At 47.6% G+C, this 19,422-nt stretch carries 19 protein-coding genes and 3 tRNA genes; 14 read left to right on the top strand and 8 right to left on the bottom strand.

Annotation, left to right across the window (positions count from 1 at the left end; genetic code table 11):
* Nucleotides 1–220: 220 nt before the first annotated feature.
* Nucleotides 221–781, bottom strand: coding sequence for a DUF3465 domain-containing protein (locus B0181_RS08940; RefSeq protein WP_078277165.1), 561 nt, complete (start codon nt 779–781; stop codon nt 221–223).
* 562 nt (nt 782–1,343) lie between these two features.
* Between B0181_RS08940 and B0181_RS08945 the strand changes: the two genes are divergently transcribed.
* On the top strand, nt 1,344–1,946 hold the full coding sequence (locus B0181_RS08945) for a nitroreductase family protein (protein ID WP_078277166.1): 603 nt from the start codon (nt 1,344–1,346) through the stop codon (nt 1,944–1,946).
* Between the two features lie 30 nt (nt 1,947–1,976).
* Here B0181_RS08945 and B0181_RS11945 read toward each other — a convergent pair whose 3' ends face one another.
* Nucleotides 1,977–2,201, bottom strand: coding sequence for a hypothetical protein (locus B0181_RS11945; protein WP_143821596.1), 225 nt, complete (start codon nt 2,199–2,201; stop codon nt 1,977–1,979).
* Between the two features lie 209 nt (nt 2,202–2,410).
* Between B0181_RS11945 and B0181_RS08950 the strand changes: the two genes are divergently transcribed.
* Nucleotides 2,411–3,229 (top strand): lytic transglycosylase domain-containing protein, encoded by an 819-nt coding sequence (locus B0181_RS08950; RefSeq protein WP_078277167.1) that lies wholly within the window; start codon nt 2,411–2,413, stop codon nt 3,227–3,229.
* A 320-nt stretch (nt 3,230–3,549) separates the two neighbouring features.
* On the top strand, nt 3,550–4,458 hold the full coding sequence (gene htpX / locus B0181_RS08955) for a protease HtpX (protein ID WP_078277168.1): 909 nt from the start codon (nt 3,550–3,552) through the stop codon (nt 4,456–4,458).
* An 810-nt stretch (nt 4,459–5,268) separates the two neighbouring features.
* Here the strand turns inward: htpX and B0181_RS12130 are convergent.
* The 5 genes from B0181_RS12130 to B0181_RS08975 form a co-directional block, all read right to left on the bottom strand.
* Complete coding sequence (locus tag B0181_RS12130) at nt 5,269–5,412, bottom strand: hypothetical protein (RefSeq protein WP_158078959.1); 144 nt, start codon at nt 5,410–5,412, stop codon at nt 5,269–5,271.
* Between the two features lie 30 nt (nt 5,413–5,442).
* Nucleotides 5,443–5,832, bottom strand: coding sequence for a hypothetical protein (locus B0181_RS08960; RefSeq protein WP_078277169.1), 390 nt, complete (start codon nt 5,830–5,832; stop codon nt 5,443–5,445).
* Between the two features lie 148 nt (nt 5,833–5,980).
* On the bottom strand, nt 5,981–6,370 hold the full coding sequence (locus B0181_RS08965; RefSeq protein ID WP_078277170.1) for a hypothetical protein: 390 nt from the start codon (nt 6,368–6,370) through the stop codon (nt 5,981–5,983).
* Between the two features lie 73 nt (nt 6,371–6,443).
* On the bottom strand, nt 6,444–7,145 hold the full coding sequence (locus tag B0181_RS08970) for an LrgB family protein (protein WP_078277171.1): 702 nt from the start codon (nt 7,143–7,145) through the stop codon (nt 6,444–6,446).
* A 9-nt stretch (nt 7,146–7,154) separates the two neighbouring features.
* Nucleotides 7,155–7,532 carry a CidA/LrgA family protein gene (locus B0181_RS08975; RefSeq protein ID WP_078277172.1) on the bottom strand — a complete coding sequence of 126 codons (378 nt, stop codon included), beginning with the start codon at nt 7,530–7,532 and terminating at the stop codon, nt 7,155–7,157.
* 266 nt (nt 7,533–7,798) lie between these two features.
* On the opposite strand from B0181_RS08975, the gene B0181_RS08980 reads away from it, so the two are divergent.
* The 3 genes from B0181_RS08980 (at nt 7,799) to argB (ending at nt 9,714) form a co-directional block, all read left to right on the top strand.
* The gene (locus B0181_RS08980) at nt 7,799–8,077 is read left to right on the top strand and encodes a DUF2218 domain-containing protein (protein ID WP_078277173.1); all 279 of its coding nucleotides are present in this window, start codon (nt 7,799–7,801) and stop codon (nt 8,075–8,077) included.
* 207 nt (nt 8,078–8,284) lie between these two features.
* Nucleotides 8,285–8,749, top strand: a complete 465-nt coding sequence (dut, locus tag B0181_RS08985; RefSeq protein ID WP_078277174.1) for a dUTP diphosphatase — start codon at nt 8,285–8,287, stop codon at nt 8,747–8,749.
* A gap of 77 nt (nt 8,750–8,826) precedes the next feature.
* Nucleotides 8,827–9,714 carry an acetylglutamate kinase gene (gene argB, locus B0181_RS08990; protein WP_078277175.1) on the top strand — a complete coding sequence of 296 codons (888 nt, stop codon included), beginning with the start codon at nt 8,827–8,829 and terminating at the stop codon, nt 9,712–9,714.
* Between the two features lie 112 nt (nt 9,715–9,826).
* Here argB and B0181_RS08995 read toward each other — a convergent pair whose 3' ends face one another.
* Nucleotides 9,827–10,192: an ArsC/Spx/MgsR family protein gene (locus B0181_RS08995; RefSeq protein WP_245953210.1), complete on the bottom strand. Its 366-nt coding sequence runs from the start codon at nt 10,190–10,192 to the stop codon at nt 9,827–9,829.
* A gap of 489 nt (nt 10,193–10,681) precedes the next feature.
* Here B0181_RS08995 and leuS point away from each other — a divergent pair, with 489 nt between their 5' ends.
* From leuS to B0181_RS09035, 8 genes are all read left to right on the top strand, one after another.
* On the top strand, nt 10,682–13,306 hold the full coding sequence (gene leuS, locus B0181_RS09000) for a leucine--tRNA ligase (protein ID WP_078277177.1): 2,625 nt from the start codon (nt 10,682–10,684) through the stop codon (nt 13,304–13,306).
* A gap of 23 nt (nt 13,307–13,329) precedes the next feature.
* Complete coding sequence (locus B0181_RS09005) at nt 13,330–13,902, top strand: LPS-assembly lipoprotein LptE (RefSeq protein ID WP_078277178.1); 573 nt, start codon at nt 13,330–13,332, stop codon at nt 13,900–13,902.
* 6 nt (nt 13,903–13,908) lie between these two features.
* Complete coding sequence (holA, locus tag B0181_RS09010; RefSeq protein WP_078277179.1) at nt 13,909–14,928, top strand: DNA polymerase III subunit delta; 1,020 nt, start codon at nt 13,909–13,911, stop codon at nt 14,926–14,928.
* A 343-nt stretch (nt 14,929–15,271) separates the two neighbouring features.
* Nucleotides 15,272–16,582, top strand: coding sequence for an efflux RND transporter periplasmic adaptor subunit (locus B0181_RS09015; RefSeq protein WP_078277180.1), 1,311 nt, complete (start codon nt 15,272–15,274; stop codon nt 16,580–16,582).
* Between the two features lie 42 nt (nt 16,583–16,624).
* Nucleotides 16,625–18,757: a MacB family efflux pump subunit gene (locus tag B0181_RS09020; RefSeq protein WP_078277209.1), complete on the top strand. Its 2,133-nt coding sequence runs from the start codon at nt 16,625–16,627 to the stop codon at nt 18,755–18,757.
* A gap of 232 nt (nt 18,758–18,989) precedes the next feature.
* Nucleotides 18,990–19,065 (top strand) — tRNA-Lys (locus B0181_RS09025).
* A 96-nt stretch (nt 19,066–19,161) separates the two neighbouring features.
* Nucleotides 19,162–19,237: transfer RNA gene (locus B0181_RS09030), tRNA-Lys, on the top strand.
* A 5-nt stretch (nt 19,238–19,242) separates the two neighbouring features.
* Nucleotides 19,243–19,318, top strand: a tRNA-Asn gene (locus B0181_RS09035).
* The last annotated feature ends 104 nt before the right edge of the window (nt 19,319–19,422 follow it).

A 19,422-nucleotide genomic window follows, 5' to 3' on the forward strand; every position in this document is an offset into this window, starting at 1 on the left:
TTTTACAAACTGTCTTTTATGCCTTTATGCTGGACAATCAAACCAAACCGCTTGTAAAAATCAGCCTGCCATCATGGCAATTTTACACATGGAAATTTATACGTTAAAACTTGCACGTTAAAGTTTGCACATCAAAACTTACACGTTAAAATTTACACATGAAAATTTATCAATACAACGTTAAAATTAAACTTTCTATCGCCCAACTATCCGCCAATCATCACTCATAGCGCACGCCATCATGTACGATGTAGCCGCCTTGGTGTCTGCCTGCTGGGTCGTGGTGCGTCCAATGAATCACGCCGCCTTTGTCGGTGTATTCGTACTCGCCATACATCAAAACATGGTCGTGCTTTTGTAAATTCGCCACGCGCGGCGCAAGGTCAATATTATGCGCCACCAGTACCGTCTGCTCGCTGTCGTCTAGGCGCACGATAAAACGCTGGTGCTTGCTGCCTTTGGTGTCGTCTTTTAAAACCGCCACCACCGTGCCACAGCCTGCCACTTGTACGTCTGAGCGTGATTTGGCAAAGCTGTCAAAAATCAGCGCATTATGGCATTTTGCCACCGATTCGGCAGACGTAGCCGTGCGTGTGCCTTTAATGGTGTGGATTTGAATCGGTGCGGTGTCGGCTTGGGCGGTGTCGGCTTGCACGGTTTGATTTGACGCAGTGTTCGGCTGACAGCCTGTCAAAAGCGCAAACAAACCCACCGCCAGCACAGATGCCGCACGCTGATACCAATGCGGTGCTTGATTGTTGTCTTTGGCTTTTTTATACATTGTCCACTCGCTGCGATTTACTGATTGCTTGCCGATTGCCGTGATTTATCATTCGCCCAAATTTATGCAAATTTGCACCAAAATGTGCGTTTGTAATTTTATTTTAAAGCGTGCCAAAACTTGGTAATTCTTGATAATTTTAGCGCACAACCTAAAAAACCGACACAAACCAAAAACCGACACAAACCGTGCGTCAATTCATCAATTTAAAATAAAACACAAAATTACGCTATTTTAACAAATATCATACGCCTTGAAAAGAAAAATCGCACAATCATCGACGCACTTTTTTTTAAAATGAAAGTTCAAAGTCAAACCACCAAACCAAGCCATTAACTTTTATTTTTCCATCATAAAAATTTCCACGCATTGAAATCCACCCAAAAACAAAGTTTCCTAAAAAGAAATAATGCGTTAATCAAATGCTGGTTGTTTTCTTAAAAAATTTGCTTATAATGGTTGATAAGTTTTGGCAAGTCGCACGGCAAATCACCTTTGCCATCAAGGCAAACGTCCGCCACTTGCCAAAAAACAAACTCACAAACACCTTAAGGGGAATTTTATGTCGCACACCACTTTACAAAACGTTGCCGAACTGCGCCGTTCAATCTATGCGCTAAATAAAGAGTTGCCAATCAGCACCAAAGACGTGGATCAAATCGTAGAGCACGCTTTGCTGCACACGCCATCGTCTTTTAACTCACAGTCTACTCGTCTAGTGGTTTTGCATGGCGCAGCGCATGACAAACTGTGGGACATCACCACCGAAGCCTTGCGTGCCATCGTTCCTGCAGAAAACTTTGCGCCAACCAAAGCCAAATTAGCAGGCTTTAAAGCCGCAGCTGGCACGGTGCTGTTTTTTGAAGATCAAGACGTGGTAAAAGGCTTGCAAGAGCAGTTTGCCACCTATGCCGACAACTTCCCAATCTGGGCAGACCACGCCAACGCCATGACTCAATACGCCATCTGGACAACGCTTGCCAGCCGTGATGTGGGTGCAAACTTGCAGCATTATAACCCTGTGATTGATGACGCCGTGGCGGCTGAGTGGAATATCCCAGCCAACTGGAAACTGCGCGCGCAGCTGGTATTTGGCGGCATTGCCGCACCAGCAGGCGAAAAAACCTTCGCGCCTGTGACAGACCGCCTAAAAATCTTTGGCTAATTCATCGCCAAACACCAATCCAACGCACCGTCAATTTTGGCGGTGCTGTTGTTTTTGATGACCGTCTTTTTGATTGCCATCTTTTTGAATCAGTATCAAAGTTTCAGCAATGCTGTAAAATTTGAGCAGATTTACCAATGACTGCATTTTCATTAAAACAACGGCTGAAAATGGCGAGCAAATCATGAATTGATAGCAACTTTTTAGCAATTTTATAGAAACAATAACGCAAAGTTGTTTTTCAAGTCTTGCCAAATCCGCCCCAAAACGGCGTATATTAACAGTTTGCCAACATACAAATGCTAAATCTTTGATATAATGGAATAATTTTGCGGCGTTGAAAAATCAGCTGCCAACCCCATAAAGCATTAACACAAAAAATACAGTTTTTTACGGTATTTTCGTTGATTAAACCCACCAAGCCACAGACGTTTACGTCTAGGCTTAACAATGTTGTACTTATTATGATGAAACGTTTTATCCCTGCTTTGATTGCTCTGAGCGCCAGTAGCGCAAGCCTTGCTGCACAAGTGTATGTGTATGACGATGGCGAACAAAAACTACTGACCAACATCGAGCAAAACACCAGCGGCTCTAAAAAGTTCACGCAAATCAGCATGACACAATACCCAAGCAGCAAACTGAGCGGCACGCAAACCACCAGCACGCCTTCAAACTTTGCAGCATCTAGCCTAAATTCTGGTTTTAGCAGCGGCAACTCTACCTACGACCACATGATCATCGCCTCAGCGGCACGCCATGGCGTAGACCCTGCACTGGTAAAAGCCATCATGCACACCGAATCAGGCTTTAACAGCTACGCGCGTTCACGAGTAGGCGCGATGGGCTTAATGCAGCTGATGCCGGGCACCGCAAGACACATGGGCGTGGTGAACGCTTGGGATCCAGCGCAAAACATCGAAGGTGGCGTAAAATATTTGGCATTCTTACAAGAACGCTTTAGCGACCGCGATCACATCATCGCCGCTTATAACGCAGGTCATGGCAACGTCAGAAAATACGGCGGCATTCCGCCATTTCGTGAGACACGCAACTATGTGCGCAAAGTCAATGAACGCTACAACTCACTGTACCGCCATGACGCAGCCTTGACAAACGGCTATCACTTGGCGATGAACACCACACGCAGCGGCTTGACAGGCGGCGTAACTGGCGGCGTAACCACTCGTGCGGTAAATGGCTCGGCGACCAACTACGCCACACCACAAAACCCAAATCTGTCAAAATCTGGCAACATGGTTAGCATTCAAGGCGGCAACTAACCGCTTGTTTGCGAATTTGCAAGTTTATAAATAAGCCACTCAGGCTATTTACAAGCCATCGCTAAAAGACGCACGTCCAACGCCAGTGGTTCGCAACTGTTAAATTTTGTGAATTGGCGCAGAAAAATGGGCGTAGCGTCTTTTATTTTTGGCAATTATCCTTATAATAAGGATATTGGTTAAACGATGCCAGCTAACTGCTTGATTTTACAAAACATATACGGGAAATTCATGTTTTAAAATTCATCATCGCTGGCTAAATTCATTCATCAAAACTTCACAAGTTAATCACTTTTAGACATTTTAAGGAACTTACGCCCATGATGCGAATCGGGTTATTTTTGCTCACCAACCTTGCTGTCGTGATTGTCGCCAGCATCGTGATGACAGTACTATTTAAATTCTTTGGTATCGGCGGCGTGCATAGCGCAGGCGGTCTAAATTATGTAGGGCTTGCCATCATGTGCTTTGTGTACGGCATGATTGGCTCGGCAATTTCTCTATTTTTATCAAAATGGATGGCGAAAAAATCCACTGGCACTGTGGTGATTGAAAACCCAACAAACGGCACTGAGCAGTGGCTTATTGACACTGTCGCCAAGCAAGCCAAAGCTGTGGGCATTGGTATGCCTGAAGTGGGGATTTTTGACAATCCAGAACCAAACGCCTTTGCCACTGGCTGGAACAAAAACAACGCCCTAGTTGCGGTGTCTACAGGGCTTTTGCACACCATGACCGCCGAAGAAGTGGAAGCCGTTTTGGCGCACGAAATCGGACACGTTGCCAATGGCGACATGGTAACTTTGGCGCTGATTCAAGGCGTGGTGAACGCTTTTGTGATGTTCTTTGCACGCATCATCGGCAACTTCGTAGACCGTGCGATTTTCAAAAACGACAGCGACAGCCCGGGCATTGCTTATTTTGTTACCAGCATTGTGATGGACATTTTGCTTGGTATGCTTGCCAGCGCCATCGTGATGTGGTTCTCTCGCTTGCGTGAATATCGTGCGGACGAAATGGGTGCACGTCTGGCGGGTCGTGATCATATGATTGCCGCGCTAAATGCCCTACGCCCAGCGGCGCAACGTCCTGACCATATGCCAGAAGCGATGAAGGCTTTCGCCATCTCGTCAGGTCAATCGCAAGGCTTTAGCATTGCCAATCTGTTCCGCTCACACCCAACGCTGGACGATCGCATTGCATCTTTGCAAAAACTGCCTGCCAATTAAGCTATCGGCAAATTGCCAGCAATTCATAAACCTACAAAACCGCTCACTGGATGGGCGGTTTTTTGGTGGGTGATGGGTGGTTTGTGAAGATTTAGTGTTTTAAAAAGATTGTTGTTTTTAAAATCATAATTTGACTTTAAAATATTAAATTGTACTTACCAACCAGCTTGCTACCCACAAAAAACCCTGCACATTGGCAGGGTTTGTTAACAAAAACTTACTCAAAATTTTTACACATCTCAATCATAAAGCTTTTGATATAAGTAAACAAAAAGACAACCAAGAATAGTAAAAAGACAATCAAAACCACCAAAAATGGCAGCATAAATAAAATTGCCAAACCTATCGCAAACAGCATGGCAACCAAAAACAACATAAACTCCCCCAACATAGGCTTACTGCCATTTAAAGTACTAAAGCCCCATCGCTTTGTCAAGCGCCGTTAAACACCCATCATCAACGCCACCACTTCTACTTATGTTTTTTGGGTGGGTTTTTGCTATTCATCACTCGTAAGTTAGATTAAATTAAAACCCAATAAATCCAATAATTTATCGTAAAAAACCACTCTTTATAAGAGTTTTTTAAGCTTGTTTGTGATTGAACCTAGGTGAAATGTTTTTTCACTTGCTGAAACTTTCACTCATTGGCTTTTAAAACAGCGGAAGTCCCATCGGTAAATTCTATTTGTAAGATATACTCGTTTTTCACACGATCTGGCAACATACCACCCAAGCAAAGGGCTGCTAATGCAGGCACAGCACCAAAAAGCGCAAAACTTGAAACAACGCCTGCGCCAATAACACCAGTTTAAATGCCGTCCATCAATGCGCTTAACTCTTCAATGCTCACCAATTTGAAGGTTTGTACATCATGCAGCACACGGTAAAGCTGCAATTCATTATCGGTCTTTTTGCGAAAATAAAAACCCACCATCAGGCGGGTAAAAGACATCAAAAAAGCCCTGCGATGGCAGAGCTTTTATTATTTGGTAAAATAAGGTTTGAGCTTGCGATATTTTCTTTCACTGGCTCTTAAAATGGCGGATTTACCATCTTTAAATATGATTTGCAAAACATAGTTGTTTGTCATGCGATCAGGCAATAATCCACCCAGCCATAACACCCCCAAGGCAGGTAATAAGCCAGCACCAAAAAAGGCTGTGCCGGCAGTTAATCCTATCACACCTGTTTGCACATCACCCATCAGCGTTTCAACTTCTTGAACGTCCACACATTGAAATGATTGCACGTCTTTTTCAAGATTGTATTGTTGATTCTTGCCTGTTTGCTTATCGCCAAACACAAAAATGCTGCCAAACGAACCCATGTCTTTAGTAAAGTAATCAGACTGTAAAACACTAACACCAAACATCACAATCCCCTAAACGGTGGTTGATGTTTGTATTATAGCTGATTACTACTGATTTTCAACCTACCCCGCCAAGCTACTTAATCAATCCATAAGCCACATCAAAAAACCCACCTGCAAAGCAAATGGGTTTTCCAAAATTCTTAAATAATTAACGATGTTTTTTCATGATTTTGTCATAGGTTTTTTGGCTCATGCGCAAGATGGCAGATTTACCATCTTTGAATAGCAAAGACACAATCAATTCAAGTTTGGTGTGTTTTGGCAATGCTGCGCCTACCGCCACTGCGCCTAGAGCCACCCCTAAACCAGCCGTGCCTACAACGCCAGCAGTTGCCACAACACCAAGATTTTTAATGCCGTTTAGCAAAGTTGCTACTTCATTAGCTTCTTTAATTTCAACGGCTTCAAGGTCGTTTTTAATGCTGTATGAATGAAACTTTTTGGTTTTAACATCTTCCATAGTGATAAAGCTGGAAGAAACAACCACGCCGCCACCTTGCTCAAAATCATGGGATTGCAAAACGGTTGTCCAAGTCATCACACCCTCCAAAAATCTATAGCTGTACTATAAATCAAACCCGTAAAATCAACCCAACCACTCCCCAACCAACCTACACCAACCACGGCACAATCAGTGGCGCTAAAAATGCCGTCAAAACACCATTTAAAATCATGCCGACAGTCGCATACGCCACAAAACGCTGCCCCATCTGCATGACGCGCGCCGTACCCAGCGCGTGCGAAGCCGTACCCATCGCCAAGCCTTGCGCCATCGGACGGCGCAGCCGAGCATAATACAGCACGCCAATGCCGATCACCTGCCCCACCACGCCCGCAATCAGCACGGTTGCCGCCGTCATGCCGACCACACCGCCAAGCTGCTCGGCAACTTCCACCGCAATCGGCATGGTAACAGACTTGGCAGCTATCGCCACCGCCGTCTGCGGCTGACCGCCCAAAAGCTGCACCAGCCACACACCAGAGACGATGCCCACCACCGAGCCAACCACTTGCGATACAATGATTGGCAGCCACTGCGTGCGAATTTTTTGCCATTGCAAATACAAAGGCACCGCTAAGCACACCACCGCAGGCTGCAGCCAAAACGTAATGTAACCGCTCGCCTTTTCAAACGCTTGCCACTCCACGCCAAGCGTCAATAAAAGCGCAATCATCACCACGGTTGTAACCAGCGTGGGATTGACAAGCTGCCAGCCCGTACGCCCACGCAGCCACACGGTCGCATGAAATACCGCCACGAGCAGCAGCAGCAAAAACACAGGACTCGTTGTCAAGGTTTGCACATCTTTCATGACCGCTCCTTATGACTTGTGGCGATTTGTCAGCGCATGGCGAGATTTTTGCCACGCACGCAGCACAGCGTACACTTTACCTGTAACAATCAGCACCAAAAGCGTTGACAGGCTGGTTGCCACAATCAAAATCCACGCATCACTTTTAATAATATCTAAATATTGCATTAAAGAAATACAAACTGGTACGATAATCAACACCAAATAATCAAGCATCGTGCGTGCCAGCTGCTGCACCGTTGCCAGCGGTACAACGCCCGTCTGCAAAAGCGCAAATAAAATCAACAAACCAATCACGCTGGGCGGCAGCGGCAAATCCGTCAGCCAAATGAATATCTCGCCCAAAAATAGGCAAGCAAACACCACCAAAAATGCCTTTAAAATCATCGTTAATCCATCACAAATGTTGCTAGGTTGTTAAATTATTTAGACGTCATAAAAGCTAGATTGTACTCTAAAGCCGCCATCTTTGCACCTTTTTATGCAAAATCCGTGCAATTTTCCCATTTCTTATGCCAATTTACGCATATTTTTCTTAAAAATTGACGATATTTTGCCCTGCACTCTTGAATAAATAAAAATAATTCTTATTATTATTTGTATCGATTTTTCAGACAAATTTAAACAAACCCAACCAAACTTTGGAGCAATCTATGTCTTATACCACCATCACCACCGACCAAGCCGCACGCATCGCCAAACGTCTAGCGAATCATTGGCGGCACAAATTCACCGTCAGCGAAAGCGCAGGCGTACAGCACATTCATTTTCCCAACGCCACCATTACGCTCACGCCCCACGAAAACGCCCTACACATCAGCATTACCAAAACCACAAGCGATGACGCATTTGATGAAGCACACCTACAAAAAGTTGTGGCTGATCACGTTGATCGCATGGCGGGCGAAACTTTCACTTATCACTGGCAATAAATGGCGAGTAGCTTGTGATTGACTTGGCAATTTTAAGTATCGGCAATCATTGATAAAGCAAGTCAAGCGCGATTTCGCATTTTTGATTTGCGCGCGAACAATTTCGCTGTATAATGATAAATTGAACAAAAACGACTGATTGCGCATAACGCAAAAGCCGTTTTATAAGCCAACTCAATCCAAACAAACTCAACCATCTAAAATCTTATGAACAGCGTCCAAGTAAAAATCCTCAATCCAAAAATCGGCAACGACCCAAATTTCCCTTTGCCAACGCGCGCCACAGACGGCTCGGCTGGCATTGATTTGCGCGCGTGCATTGATGCGCCAATCACCATCAAAGCAGGCGAAACCAAGCTCATTGGCACAGGGCTTGCGGTGTACATTGCCGATCCAAATTTTGCAGGGCTGATTTTGCCGCGCTCAGGACTTGGGCATAAGCACGGCATTGTGCTGGGCAATTTGGTGGGCTTGATTGATGCCGATTATCAAGGCGAGCTGATGGTGAGCGCGTGGAACCGAAGCGACACCGATTTTACGCTCAATCCTGCCGAACGCATGGCGCAATATATGGTTGTGCCTGTTGTGCGTCCAGAATTCGCCATTGTGGACGAATTTAGCGACATCAGCGAACGTGGCGCAGGCGGTTTTGGCAGCTCTGGTACGCATTAAATAGCCACATTTAAACCAACACAAACCAAAATTACACCAAATCGCCCTTTAACACCAAAACCATCAAAGGAAATTTTATGTCATTATCCCTAGCCGAAGCCAAGCACACCGCCGAAGTCATCACCACTGCCTTGCCGTACATTCAGCGTTATAAAGATAAGCTGATTGTCGTCAAATACGGCGGCAATGCCATGACCGACCCTGAACTTGAAAGCTCGTTTGCGCGCGACATCGTACTGCTAAAAACCGTGGGCGTACACCCTGTAGTGGTGCATGGCGGCGGCCCGCAGGTAGACAGCCTGCTAAAAGAGCTGGGGCGTGAATCTGACCGCATTGACGGTATGCGTGTAACCGACAAAGCCACGATGGAAGTGGTGGAGATGGTGCTGGGCGGACAGGTGAATAAATCCATCGTCAATCTGATTAACAAGCACGGCGGCCGCGCGATTGGCTTGACGGGCAAAGACGCCAATCTCATCACCGCAAGCAAACTTGCCATGAAAGCAAGCGATGGCACGCCGATTGACCTTGGCTATGTGGGCGAAGTGGCGCACGTCAATAAAGACGTGGTGGATATGCTGATTGCGGCGGATTTTATCCCTGTCATCGCACCGCTTGGCGTGGACGAAAATGGCGAAACTTATAACATCAACGCCGACCTTGTGGCAAGCCGTGTGGCAGAATTTTTGAACGCTGAACGCCTGCTGCTGCTTACCAACATCAAAGGCGTGCTGGATAAAGACGGCAACGTACTCACCAGCCTATCGCCCACCGATGTGGATAATTTGATTGCCGATGGCACGATTTCTGGCGGCATGATTCCAAAAATTGAAGGCGCGCTCAATGCCGTCAAGGCAGGTCTGCGCAGTGCTACCATCGTGGACGGACGTGTGCCGCACGCTTGCTTGTTGGAAGTATTCACCAACGAAGGCGTGGGTACGCAAATTTTGCGAGACGGTGCATGATTTATACCTAAAATTTACCCATGATAAAAGCCTGCTGTGATTAAAGCAGGCTTTTTGGTTTATTTGATTTGCTTTATTGCAAGCTGATTTTATCATGCGCAAATCATCACAATCACGCCAACGCAGCCGCCCATTCACTTTCATCAAAGCCAATCAACGCAATCTTTTTGCCGTCTTTTTCACCGATGAGCATCGGACGCTTGAGTACGCTTTGCTTGTCTTTGACAATCTCATAAATCGCCTGCACATCTGTACCCGTAAGCACGGCTTTGGCAGCGTCATCAAAGGCGCGGTAAGTTGTGCCTTTTTTGTTAATCACCTTATCCAAGCCAAATTCTTGCGCCATTTGTGCAAAGGTTTGTACGTCAAGCACCGATTTTTTATAATCAAAAAACTCATGCGCCACGCCTTTATTTGCCAAAAAATCAAACGCTTTTTTCATGGTATTACAATTTTTAATGCCGTAAATCGTCAGCATGATGACTCCTTATGGGTGAAAACTTATGCCAAAAACTTGCGTAAATTTCACCAAATTGGTTACTAAATTAGCCACTAAATTTATCAAAAAATTATCAAAATCACGCCCATTATATCGCTAAGCTGTGCAAAATGCACGCCCAGCGAACCACTTGTCCAGCCGCTTTACAAATGCACGCCACTTTTAAAAAGTAAAACGCAGACAGACAAAAGCCAAAAAGCACGCAGATTTTTGCGCCCAATCGCTACAAAAGCACAAAAAATTTAGGTATAATGGAGCGTTAATTCTCATTTTTATTAGCGCAGGTGTGATGGCTGACAAATTTTGCGCACACGCCTGCCAATCCGAACACTGCGGTCAATCAATTTAGCCTGACAAGCGTCTTTGATGATGTATCCCTAATACTGTGTCAAGACCAACTAAGCGACATTGAAAAGACTAAAAAACCACAATTTTTATCATTTCTCACGTTTTTACCAAGAGCAACTCATGAGCCAAGACAATAACGCCCAAGAATACGATTTTCACGCCATTGAAAGCGCCCAGCAAGCCAAATGGCAAGCCGACAACCGCTATCAAACCACCAACGAAAAAACCGACAAACCGACACGCTATATGCTGTCTATGTTTCCATATCCTAGCGGCAAGCTGCACATGGGACACGTTCGCAACTACGCCATCACGGACGTACTAAGCCGCTACTATCGCCAAAAAGGCTATGACGTCATGCAGCCGATGGGCTGGGACGCTTTTGGTTTGCCTGCCGAAAACGCTGCGATTGACAATGGCGTTGCGCCGCACGCTTGGACATTTGCCAACATTGACAATATGCGCACGCAGCTTAAAGCGCTGGGCTTGTCTATTGATTGGTCGCGCGAATTTGCCACTTGTACGCCTGAATATTACCGCTGGGAGCAGTGGCTGTTTTTACAACTTTACAAAAAAGGCTTGGTCTATAAAAAGCTATCCACCGTAAACTGGGACCCTGTGGATAACACCGTGCTTGCCAATGAGCAAGTCGTGGACGGTCGTGGCTGGCGTTCTGGTGCGCTGGTAGAAAAGCGCGACATTCCGATGTATTATTTTAAAATCACCGACTATGCCGATGAGCTGCTTGAAGATTTAAAAACGCTTGAAGGCAAATGGCCAAAACAAGTGCTTTCTATGCAGCACAACTGGATTGGCAAAAGCTACGGCATGGAGCTGGATTTCACTTACGAAATTGACGGTCAAGCGGACGTGCTGCGTGTCTTTACCACACGCCCTGATACCGTGATGGGCGTAAGCTATTTGGCGGTGGCAGCAGAACACCCGTTGGCACAATATGCCGCCAAGCACAATGAAGCCATCGCGCAATTTTGCCACGAATGCAAGCAAGGCTCAGTGGCAGAAGCTGACCTTGCTAAAGCCGAAAAAGTGGGCATGGCGACAGGTCTGACCGCTGCGCACCCTATCACAGGCGAGCCTGTGCCTGTGTGGGTTGCCAACTATGTACTGATGAGCTACGGCTCTGGTGCGGTGATGGGTGTGCCTGCGCATGATGAGCGTGATTTTGAATTTGCCAATAAATATCGCCTGTCAATCACCCAAGTGATTGATGTCAAAGGTATGCCCGCTTATGACACGACCACTTGGCAAGAATGGTATGGCAACAAAGGCGATGGCGTGTGCATCAATTCTGGCGTGCTGGACGGTCTTGGCTACCAAGCAGCGATTGACAAGGTGGCTGAAATCGTGGGCGAAAAAGGACTTGGCAAAACCACCACCCAATACCGCCTGCGTGATTGGGGCGTGTCTCGTCAGCGTTATTGGGGCTGCCCAATTCCGATGATTAACTGCGAATACTGCGGCACTGTACCTGTGGACGAAGCTGATTTGCCTGTGGTATTGCCAACCGATGTCGTGCCAGACGGCCGCGGCAATCCACTTAAAAATATGCCAGAATTCATCAACTGCACTTGTCCAAAATGCGGACAGGCTGCCGAGCGTGAAACTGACACCTTTGATACTTTCGTAGAATCCAGCTGGTATGCGCAGCGTTTCACATCACCGCACGATGACACCCAAATGGTGAACCGTGCCGCCGCTGATAAATGGCTTGCGGTGGATCAATATGTGGGCGGTGTAGAACACGCTGTGCTGCACTTATTGTATGCGCGCTTTTTCCATAAAGTCATGCGTGATGAAGGCTTAGTGGGCGGTGATGAGCCATTTGCCAATCTGCTCGCACAAGGCATGGTGCTGGCTGGCACTTTCTATCGCAGCAACGCAGACGGCTCAACCACCTACTATTTCCCACACGAAGTGGCGGTGGAAAATGGCGAAGCGGTGCTGATTGCTGATGGCAAGCCTGTTACCATTGGCAAGATTGAAAAAATGAGTAAATCTAAAAACAATGGCGTCGATCCGCACGAAATCATCACTCGCTATGGTGCAGACACGGTGCGCCTGTACACGCTATTTACCGCCCCTGCCGATCAGACGCTGGAGTGGTCGGACAATGGCTTAAAAGGCCCGCACAATTTCATCAAAAAAGTGTGGCGTTTGGCAAATGAGCATATTGATGCGCTTAAAACCACAGACGCAGCAGCACTTGACATCGCTAAAATTGACTTAGCAAATCTGCCAAAACCTGCCAAAGATTTGCGCCGTAAAACGCACGAAACCATCGCCAAAATCGATACCAGCCTTGGCGAGTATTTGGCGCTGAACACCCCAGTTTCAAGCCTGATGGAGCTTGCCAACGAAATCACAGGCTTTGATGGCATGGACACCACCGCGCTTGCCATCAAGCACGAAGCCATCATCGCCCTGCTGTCTATGCTGGCATTGTACGCACCGCACGCAGGCGAGCATTTGCTGGAGTGTTTGGGCTTTGATTCGGCAAATCTGACTTTCCCACAACTTGATGACGCTGCGCTTGCCAATGACACCATCACCATGGTCGTGCAAGTAAACGGCAAAGTGCGTGGCAAGATGGACGTGGCAACTGGTCTTGATAACGACACGCTGATTGCACTTGCCAAGGCAGTAGATGGCGTGGATAAGTTTTTGACTGGCGAGATTAAAAAACAAATCGTTGTGCCAAACAAACTGGTCAGCTTTGTGGTATAAGCCTTGCATGATTTAGGTGAATTATGACAATTTCAATCATCAAACCCAAAGCCCTGCTCATCTTTGGCGTGCTTTTTGGTGCGCTGAGCTTAAGTGCGTGCGGCTTTGCGCTACGTGGTACGCCAAGTGATACGGTTGCGCCCATTGCTGCGTCTGCCACGCAAGTTGGGCTGTCGCTAGAAAATAATCAAGCCGCGCACGCACTCAAGCGTCCTTTGACCACACGCCTGCAAATGCTGGGCGTGCAAGCGCATGATATGGCAAGCGATAACGCCAATTTGGCAAACACCGCCAAAAACAGCATTACGGTGAATAATTTGCGTTTTCGCCGTTATGAGCTGATTGGTGTTTTGACCGAAGTGCGTGTGGTGCTGTTTGCTGATGTGCGCTATCAAATTGGCGGCAAATCCATCACGCAGCCAATCCAAGTAGAACGCAGCTATCAATACAACGAAGCCAGCGTAACCACGGTGGATTCTCAAGGCAACAAAGCCCACGCTTGGCTGTATGACAATCTTGCCGAGCGCATTGCCGAGCAATACCACGCGCTTGCCAAAGACACTGCGGCTGATAGCACTGCGCCAAACACCCCTTAGCCAGCCATGCAATTTTTACCACTGTATCAACGCCTGTGCCAAGCCGCCACAAGCCACGAGCCGCCGCCTTTGATGGGCTTGTGGCTTGTGCATGGCGATGAGCCTTTGATGGTGCAGTGGCTGATTGACGCTTGCCGTCCGATTTGGCAAGCGCACCGCCAGCACGTCAGTCGCCTTGAACTGACGAGCGCCAAAAGCTGGCTGACTGCCGAAAGTGAACTTGCCAGTCTTAGCCTATTTGATGATAATAACGCCCTAATCATCACAGGCAATCACAAGCCAGACGCTGCGATGATTGCCACGCTTGCTCAATTTGCCGATGAAGCCAACCAAGGTGCGCACGGTCATCATCTGCTGTGGTGCTTACCAAAGCAGGATAAAAAATCCCAAGCCACCAAAGCGCTTAGGCTTTTTGCCGAGCGTGGCATGATGATTGAAGCCAGCCTGCCAAACGAGCGTGCCAGACGTGAGCTTTTGCAAGTCAAAGCCCAAGAATTTGGGCTGACGCTCACCAATGAAGCGTGGTCGCTGCTTTTGACACACACCGAGCATAATCTGCTCACCGCTTATCAGACGCTGTGGCGACTCTCATTTTTATACCCTAATGCCACGATTGATGGCGAGATACTGCAAGCTGGCTTGGTGGAAGGCGCGGCGTTTAGCAGTTTTGATTTATCTGACGCTATGCTTGGTGGCAACCCTAACAAATCCTTGCAAATTTTGCACCAGCTGCGCCAAAGCGACACTGCGCCCAGCCGTGTACTGTGGACGGTGGCGACAGACGCACGGCACATTTTGCAATTACAAGCAGGCAAAAGCCCTGATTCGCTTGGCATTTGGCGCAGCAAGCAATCACTCTACACAGCCGCCGCCAGGCGCACGCACGCCGTCAGCCATGCTTGGGCGGCGCAGATTTTCGCCATAGATAAAGCCATCAAAGGCGTAAGTGGACTTGACGCATGGCAATTACTTCATGATTTGGTGCTGTCCATCGCCAGCGGCGAAAAACTGCCGACCGCCAAATAGCAAAAGCCGCCAGCTTGCCCCACGATGAAATTTACAAAATTTTACAATTTCACCACCAAAGCACACAAAAGCTGCGCCATCACGCACATTTGCCACAGATAAACTTGCTATCATAAAGCGCATTTTCAATCGCTCAGGTGTAGCACCGCTTAAATTTAAAACTGCTCAAATTTAGCGCAATCGCACAAGCTGTAAATTTCATTGCTTATTTTCGTTGTCAGTTTTTGCCAAATTTGCATGACTTATTTTTACAACCATCAACGATATAAAAAGCGCAAATCGCACGCATCAAACTGCACAAACCAAACGATTTTAAGAAAGCTTTAGAACTTTTGGATAATTTATGACAATCAACAAACCCACCAAAACTCGCCCTGCCAAATACATCAAATACACGCTTGCCGCCCTTGTGCTTGTGGCTGTCGCTTTGGGTGCGTATCAGTTTTTCAAACCCAAACAAGCCGCGCCAAACTACCTGACTGCGCCTGCGGTGATGGGCGATATTGAAGATACGGTGATGGCGTCTGGCAAGGTAAAACCGCTTGAAAGCGTGGACGTGGGCGCGCAGGTGTCAGGTGAGATTGTCAAGCTGTATGTGCAAATTGGCGATGAAGTGCGTCAAGGTGATTTGATTGCGCAAATCAGCCAAGTGGAGCAAAAAAACACGCTGGCAAATGCACAAGTGTCGCTTGACCAAGCCAAAGCCGCACTCGTACAAGCTCAAAGCAGCCTACAAAGCAGCCGTGGCAACGTCGATAGCGCACACGCAACCGTCATCACTCGCCAAGCCGAGCTGAACAAAGCCCAGCGCAATTTTGACCGCCTGCACGGCTTGGTAGAAGCGGACGCCATCAGCCGCCAAGAATATGATGACGCACTTGCTAATGTACAAGTCGCCAAAGCAAGCCTAGCTGCCGCCAAAGCAAGCCTGCGCAATGCCGAAAACGACGTGGTGAACGCCCAAGCCGCCATCGCCACCCAAAAGGCCGCCATCGTTAAAGCGCAAAACGACTTAAACACTGCCGAAGAAGACCTAAGCCACACCATCATTCGTGCGCCAATCAGCGGTACGGTGGTGTCCATCACCCAAAAACAAGGCACGACAGTGAACGCCAACCAATCAGCACCGACCATCGTTACGCTTGCCGACCTTAGTCGTGTGCGCATCAATGCCCAAATCTCAGAAGCGGACGTGATTAACATCACCAAAGGCTTGCCAGCACGCTTTAACATTCTTGGCAATCCTGAGCAGCAGTACGATGCCGTTGTCGCTGGCGTAGAGCCTGCCCCTGAAACCATCAGCAGCACAAGCACCACCGACTCTGCAGTGTATTATATTGGCTATCTGGACGTGGATAATACCGAAGGCAAATTTCGCATTGACATGACCGCACAAGTAAACATCATCGTCAAATCTGCGCACAACGTACTCACCGTACCATCTGCCGCCCTAAGCGAACAAGACGGCAAAACGGTGGTGCGTGTCGTGGGTGAAGACGGCTTTGCCAAGCCTGTGGAAGTCAGCACAGGGCTAAACAACCGTGTAAACGTAGAAATCACAAGCGGCCTTGAAGCAGGTGCAAACGTAGTGATTGGCGAATCTGGCGGCGACACCCCTGCTGGTGGTGGTGGCAATCGCCCACCGATGATGTAAGGGTGTGCTATGAGTAAAATTTCATCACAGCCTAATCACATCATGCCAAAAAACGATTTGCTAAGCAGCTCGTCAAGTCAAAATTCAGCGCACGGCAAACAACCGCTCATTGAAATCAAAAATCTGGTGAGAGAGTTTGCTGCTGGCGAAAGCAGCATTCGTGTGCTGCACGGGCTAAATCTGACGCTGCATCAAGGCGAGATGGTCGCCATCATTGGTCAATCAGGCTCTGGCAAATCCACCTTGATGAATATCTTGGGCTGCCTTGATAAAGCCACGAGCGGCCACTATCGCATTTATGGGCGTTCGGTGGACGACATGAATTCTGAAGAGCTGGCGCAGCTGCGGCGTGAGCATTTCGGCTTTATTTTTCAGCGTTATCACCTGCTGGGCGACATCAATGCGCTGGATAACGTTACCGTGCCTGCCGTCTATGCTGGCATGGATAATGCGCTGCGAAAGACGCGCGCCAAAGAGCTTTTAACGCAGCTTGGGCTGGGCGAAAAACTTGGCAATCGCCCAAATCAGCTGTCAGGCGGTCAGCAGCAGCGTGTTTCCATCGCGCGCGCTTTGATGAATGGCGGCGATATTATCCTAGCGGACGAACCCACAGGCGCATTAGACAGCGGCTCTGGCAAGGAAGTGATGGCGATTTTGCACCGTCTAAAAGACGCAGGACACACCATCATCATGGTTACACACGACCCAAATCTTGCCAAACAAGCTGAGCGTGTGATTGAACTCAAAGACGGACACATCATCGCTGATTATTATACGCAAGACAGTACGCAAGACAGCGCGCAAAATTGTGCACACAATGCAGACAGTGCAAATGGCGCAAACGATATGGACAAGGCGAAAAATTCTACGCCTGCCAATCACGCTGCGCCACATTCGCACGCCAAAAGCACGCAGCCACTTGCCAGCTCACAGCAAAATCATCAGCGCAAAAACGCCTTTTTCGGGTTTTTTGACAGGCTTAAAGAAGCCTTTAAAATGTCCATCTACGCCATGCGCGCGCACAAAATGCGAACGCTTTTAACCATGCTGGGTATCATCATCGGCATTGCGTCTGTGGTGTCGGTCGTGGGACTTGGACAAGGCTCGCAGGCCAAAATCCTAGAAGGCATCAGCGCACTTGGCACTAATACCATCACCGTCATTGATGGCTATCCATTTGGCGACCCAAGACGGCGCTACGGCTATGACAATCTCACCGTTGCCGATGCCGAAGCGGTGGCAGCACAGCCCTACGCCAAATCCGTGAGTCCGCAGGTGGATAAAAGCGTTACCGTGCGCTATAAAAACGTAGAAGCCAGCGGTGCTGTTAATGGCGTGGGCAAGGACTATCTGTCTGTAACTGGCGAAAAACTTGATATGGGTCAAGGCTTTAGCGAACAAAGCATCAGCACCCTTGCCCAAGACATCATCATCGACCAAAATGCCTACAAAACCTTTTTTAATGGGCAAGGCAACCCCATCGGACAAGTGCTGCTCGTGGGCAATGTGCCGGGGCAAGTGGTGGGCGTGTTGTCCGCCAAAAATTCAAGTTTTGGGCGCACCAGCAACTCGCCAAATCTGTACATGCCCTACACCACCGTCATGCACCGTATGCTTGGCACCAGCCATATTGACCGCTTCGTGGTGCTGATTGATGACGACACGCCATCGGACATTGCCGAAAAAGCCATCAGCGATTTGATTTTATCGCGGCACGGCACGGACGATTTTAACATCATGAACACCGATTCCATCAAAGCAACCGTCCAATCCACCACCAATACGATGACGCTTTTGATTTCGTCCATCGCCATCATTTCGCTGATTGTCGGCGGCATTGGCGTGATGAACATCATGCTCGTCTCAGTAACTGAGCGCACCAATGAAATCGGCGTACGCATGGCGGTGGGCGCACGCCAAAGTGATATTTTGCAGCAGTTTTTGATTGAAGCGATTTTGGTGTGTATTTTGGGCGGCGTGCTGGGGATTTTGGGCGCATTTGCCATCGGCGAAGCAATTAACCGCTTTGGTGGCGGTGATTTTGCCGTTATTTATTCGCCTGTCTCCATCGTGGCAGCGTTCGTCTGCTCCACGCTGATTGGCGTGATTTTCGGCTTTTTGCCCGCGCGCAATGCCGCACGTCTTGACCCTGTGGAAGCACTGGCAAGGAATTAGGGTTTATCAATTTACCAAAACCAACCTTGCCAAACATCGTTTTCACCGCCACAAACGTCAGCTTATGCTGGCGTTTTTTATTGCAACCACATACGATTTATGGCGGTTTTGGGCTAATTTTTTGGCACGTTTTATAAAATGCGCAAAATTTTTGCAATTTTTTATAAACTTTCACAAAAACCCCTTGCATTTATTCAATTATGCTGTATAATACGCACCACGTTATAGATAAGGGTCGTTAGCTCAGTTGGTAGAGCAGTTGACTTTTAATCAATTGGTCGCAGGTTCGAATCCTGCACGACCCACCATCATTTATAACGGCAAGCAAATTTGAAAAAATTTAAAAATTTTTAAAAAAATGCTTGCAATGTTGTGATTATCGTGTATAATACGCAACTCAAATCGGGTCGTTAGCTCAGTTGGTAGAGCAGTTGACTTTTAATCAATTGGTCGCAGGTTCGAATCCTGCACGACCCACCACCGATTCCCCAATAGCTCAGTCGGTAGAGCATCGGACTGTTAATCCGTGTGTCCCTGGTTCGAGCCCAGGTTGGGGAGCCATATTCTAAAAAGCCTTCCATTTTCGGAAGGCTTTTTTATTTCTGGTCTTTTCTTTTTGGCATTTTGCTTTTAGCCATTTTCTCTTTTTAGCCGTTTTCTCTTTT

Origin of the sequence: Moraxella caviae (assembly GCF_002014985.1) — a bacterium.
Classification (GTDB): domain Bacteria; phylum Pseudomonadota; class Gammaproteobacteria; order Pseudomonadales; family Moraxellaceae; genus Moraxella; species Moraxella caviae.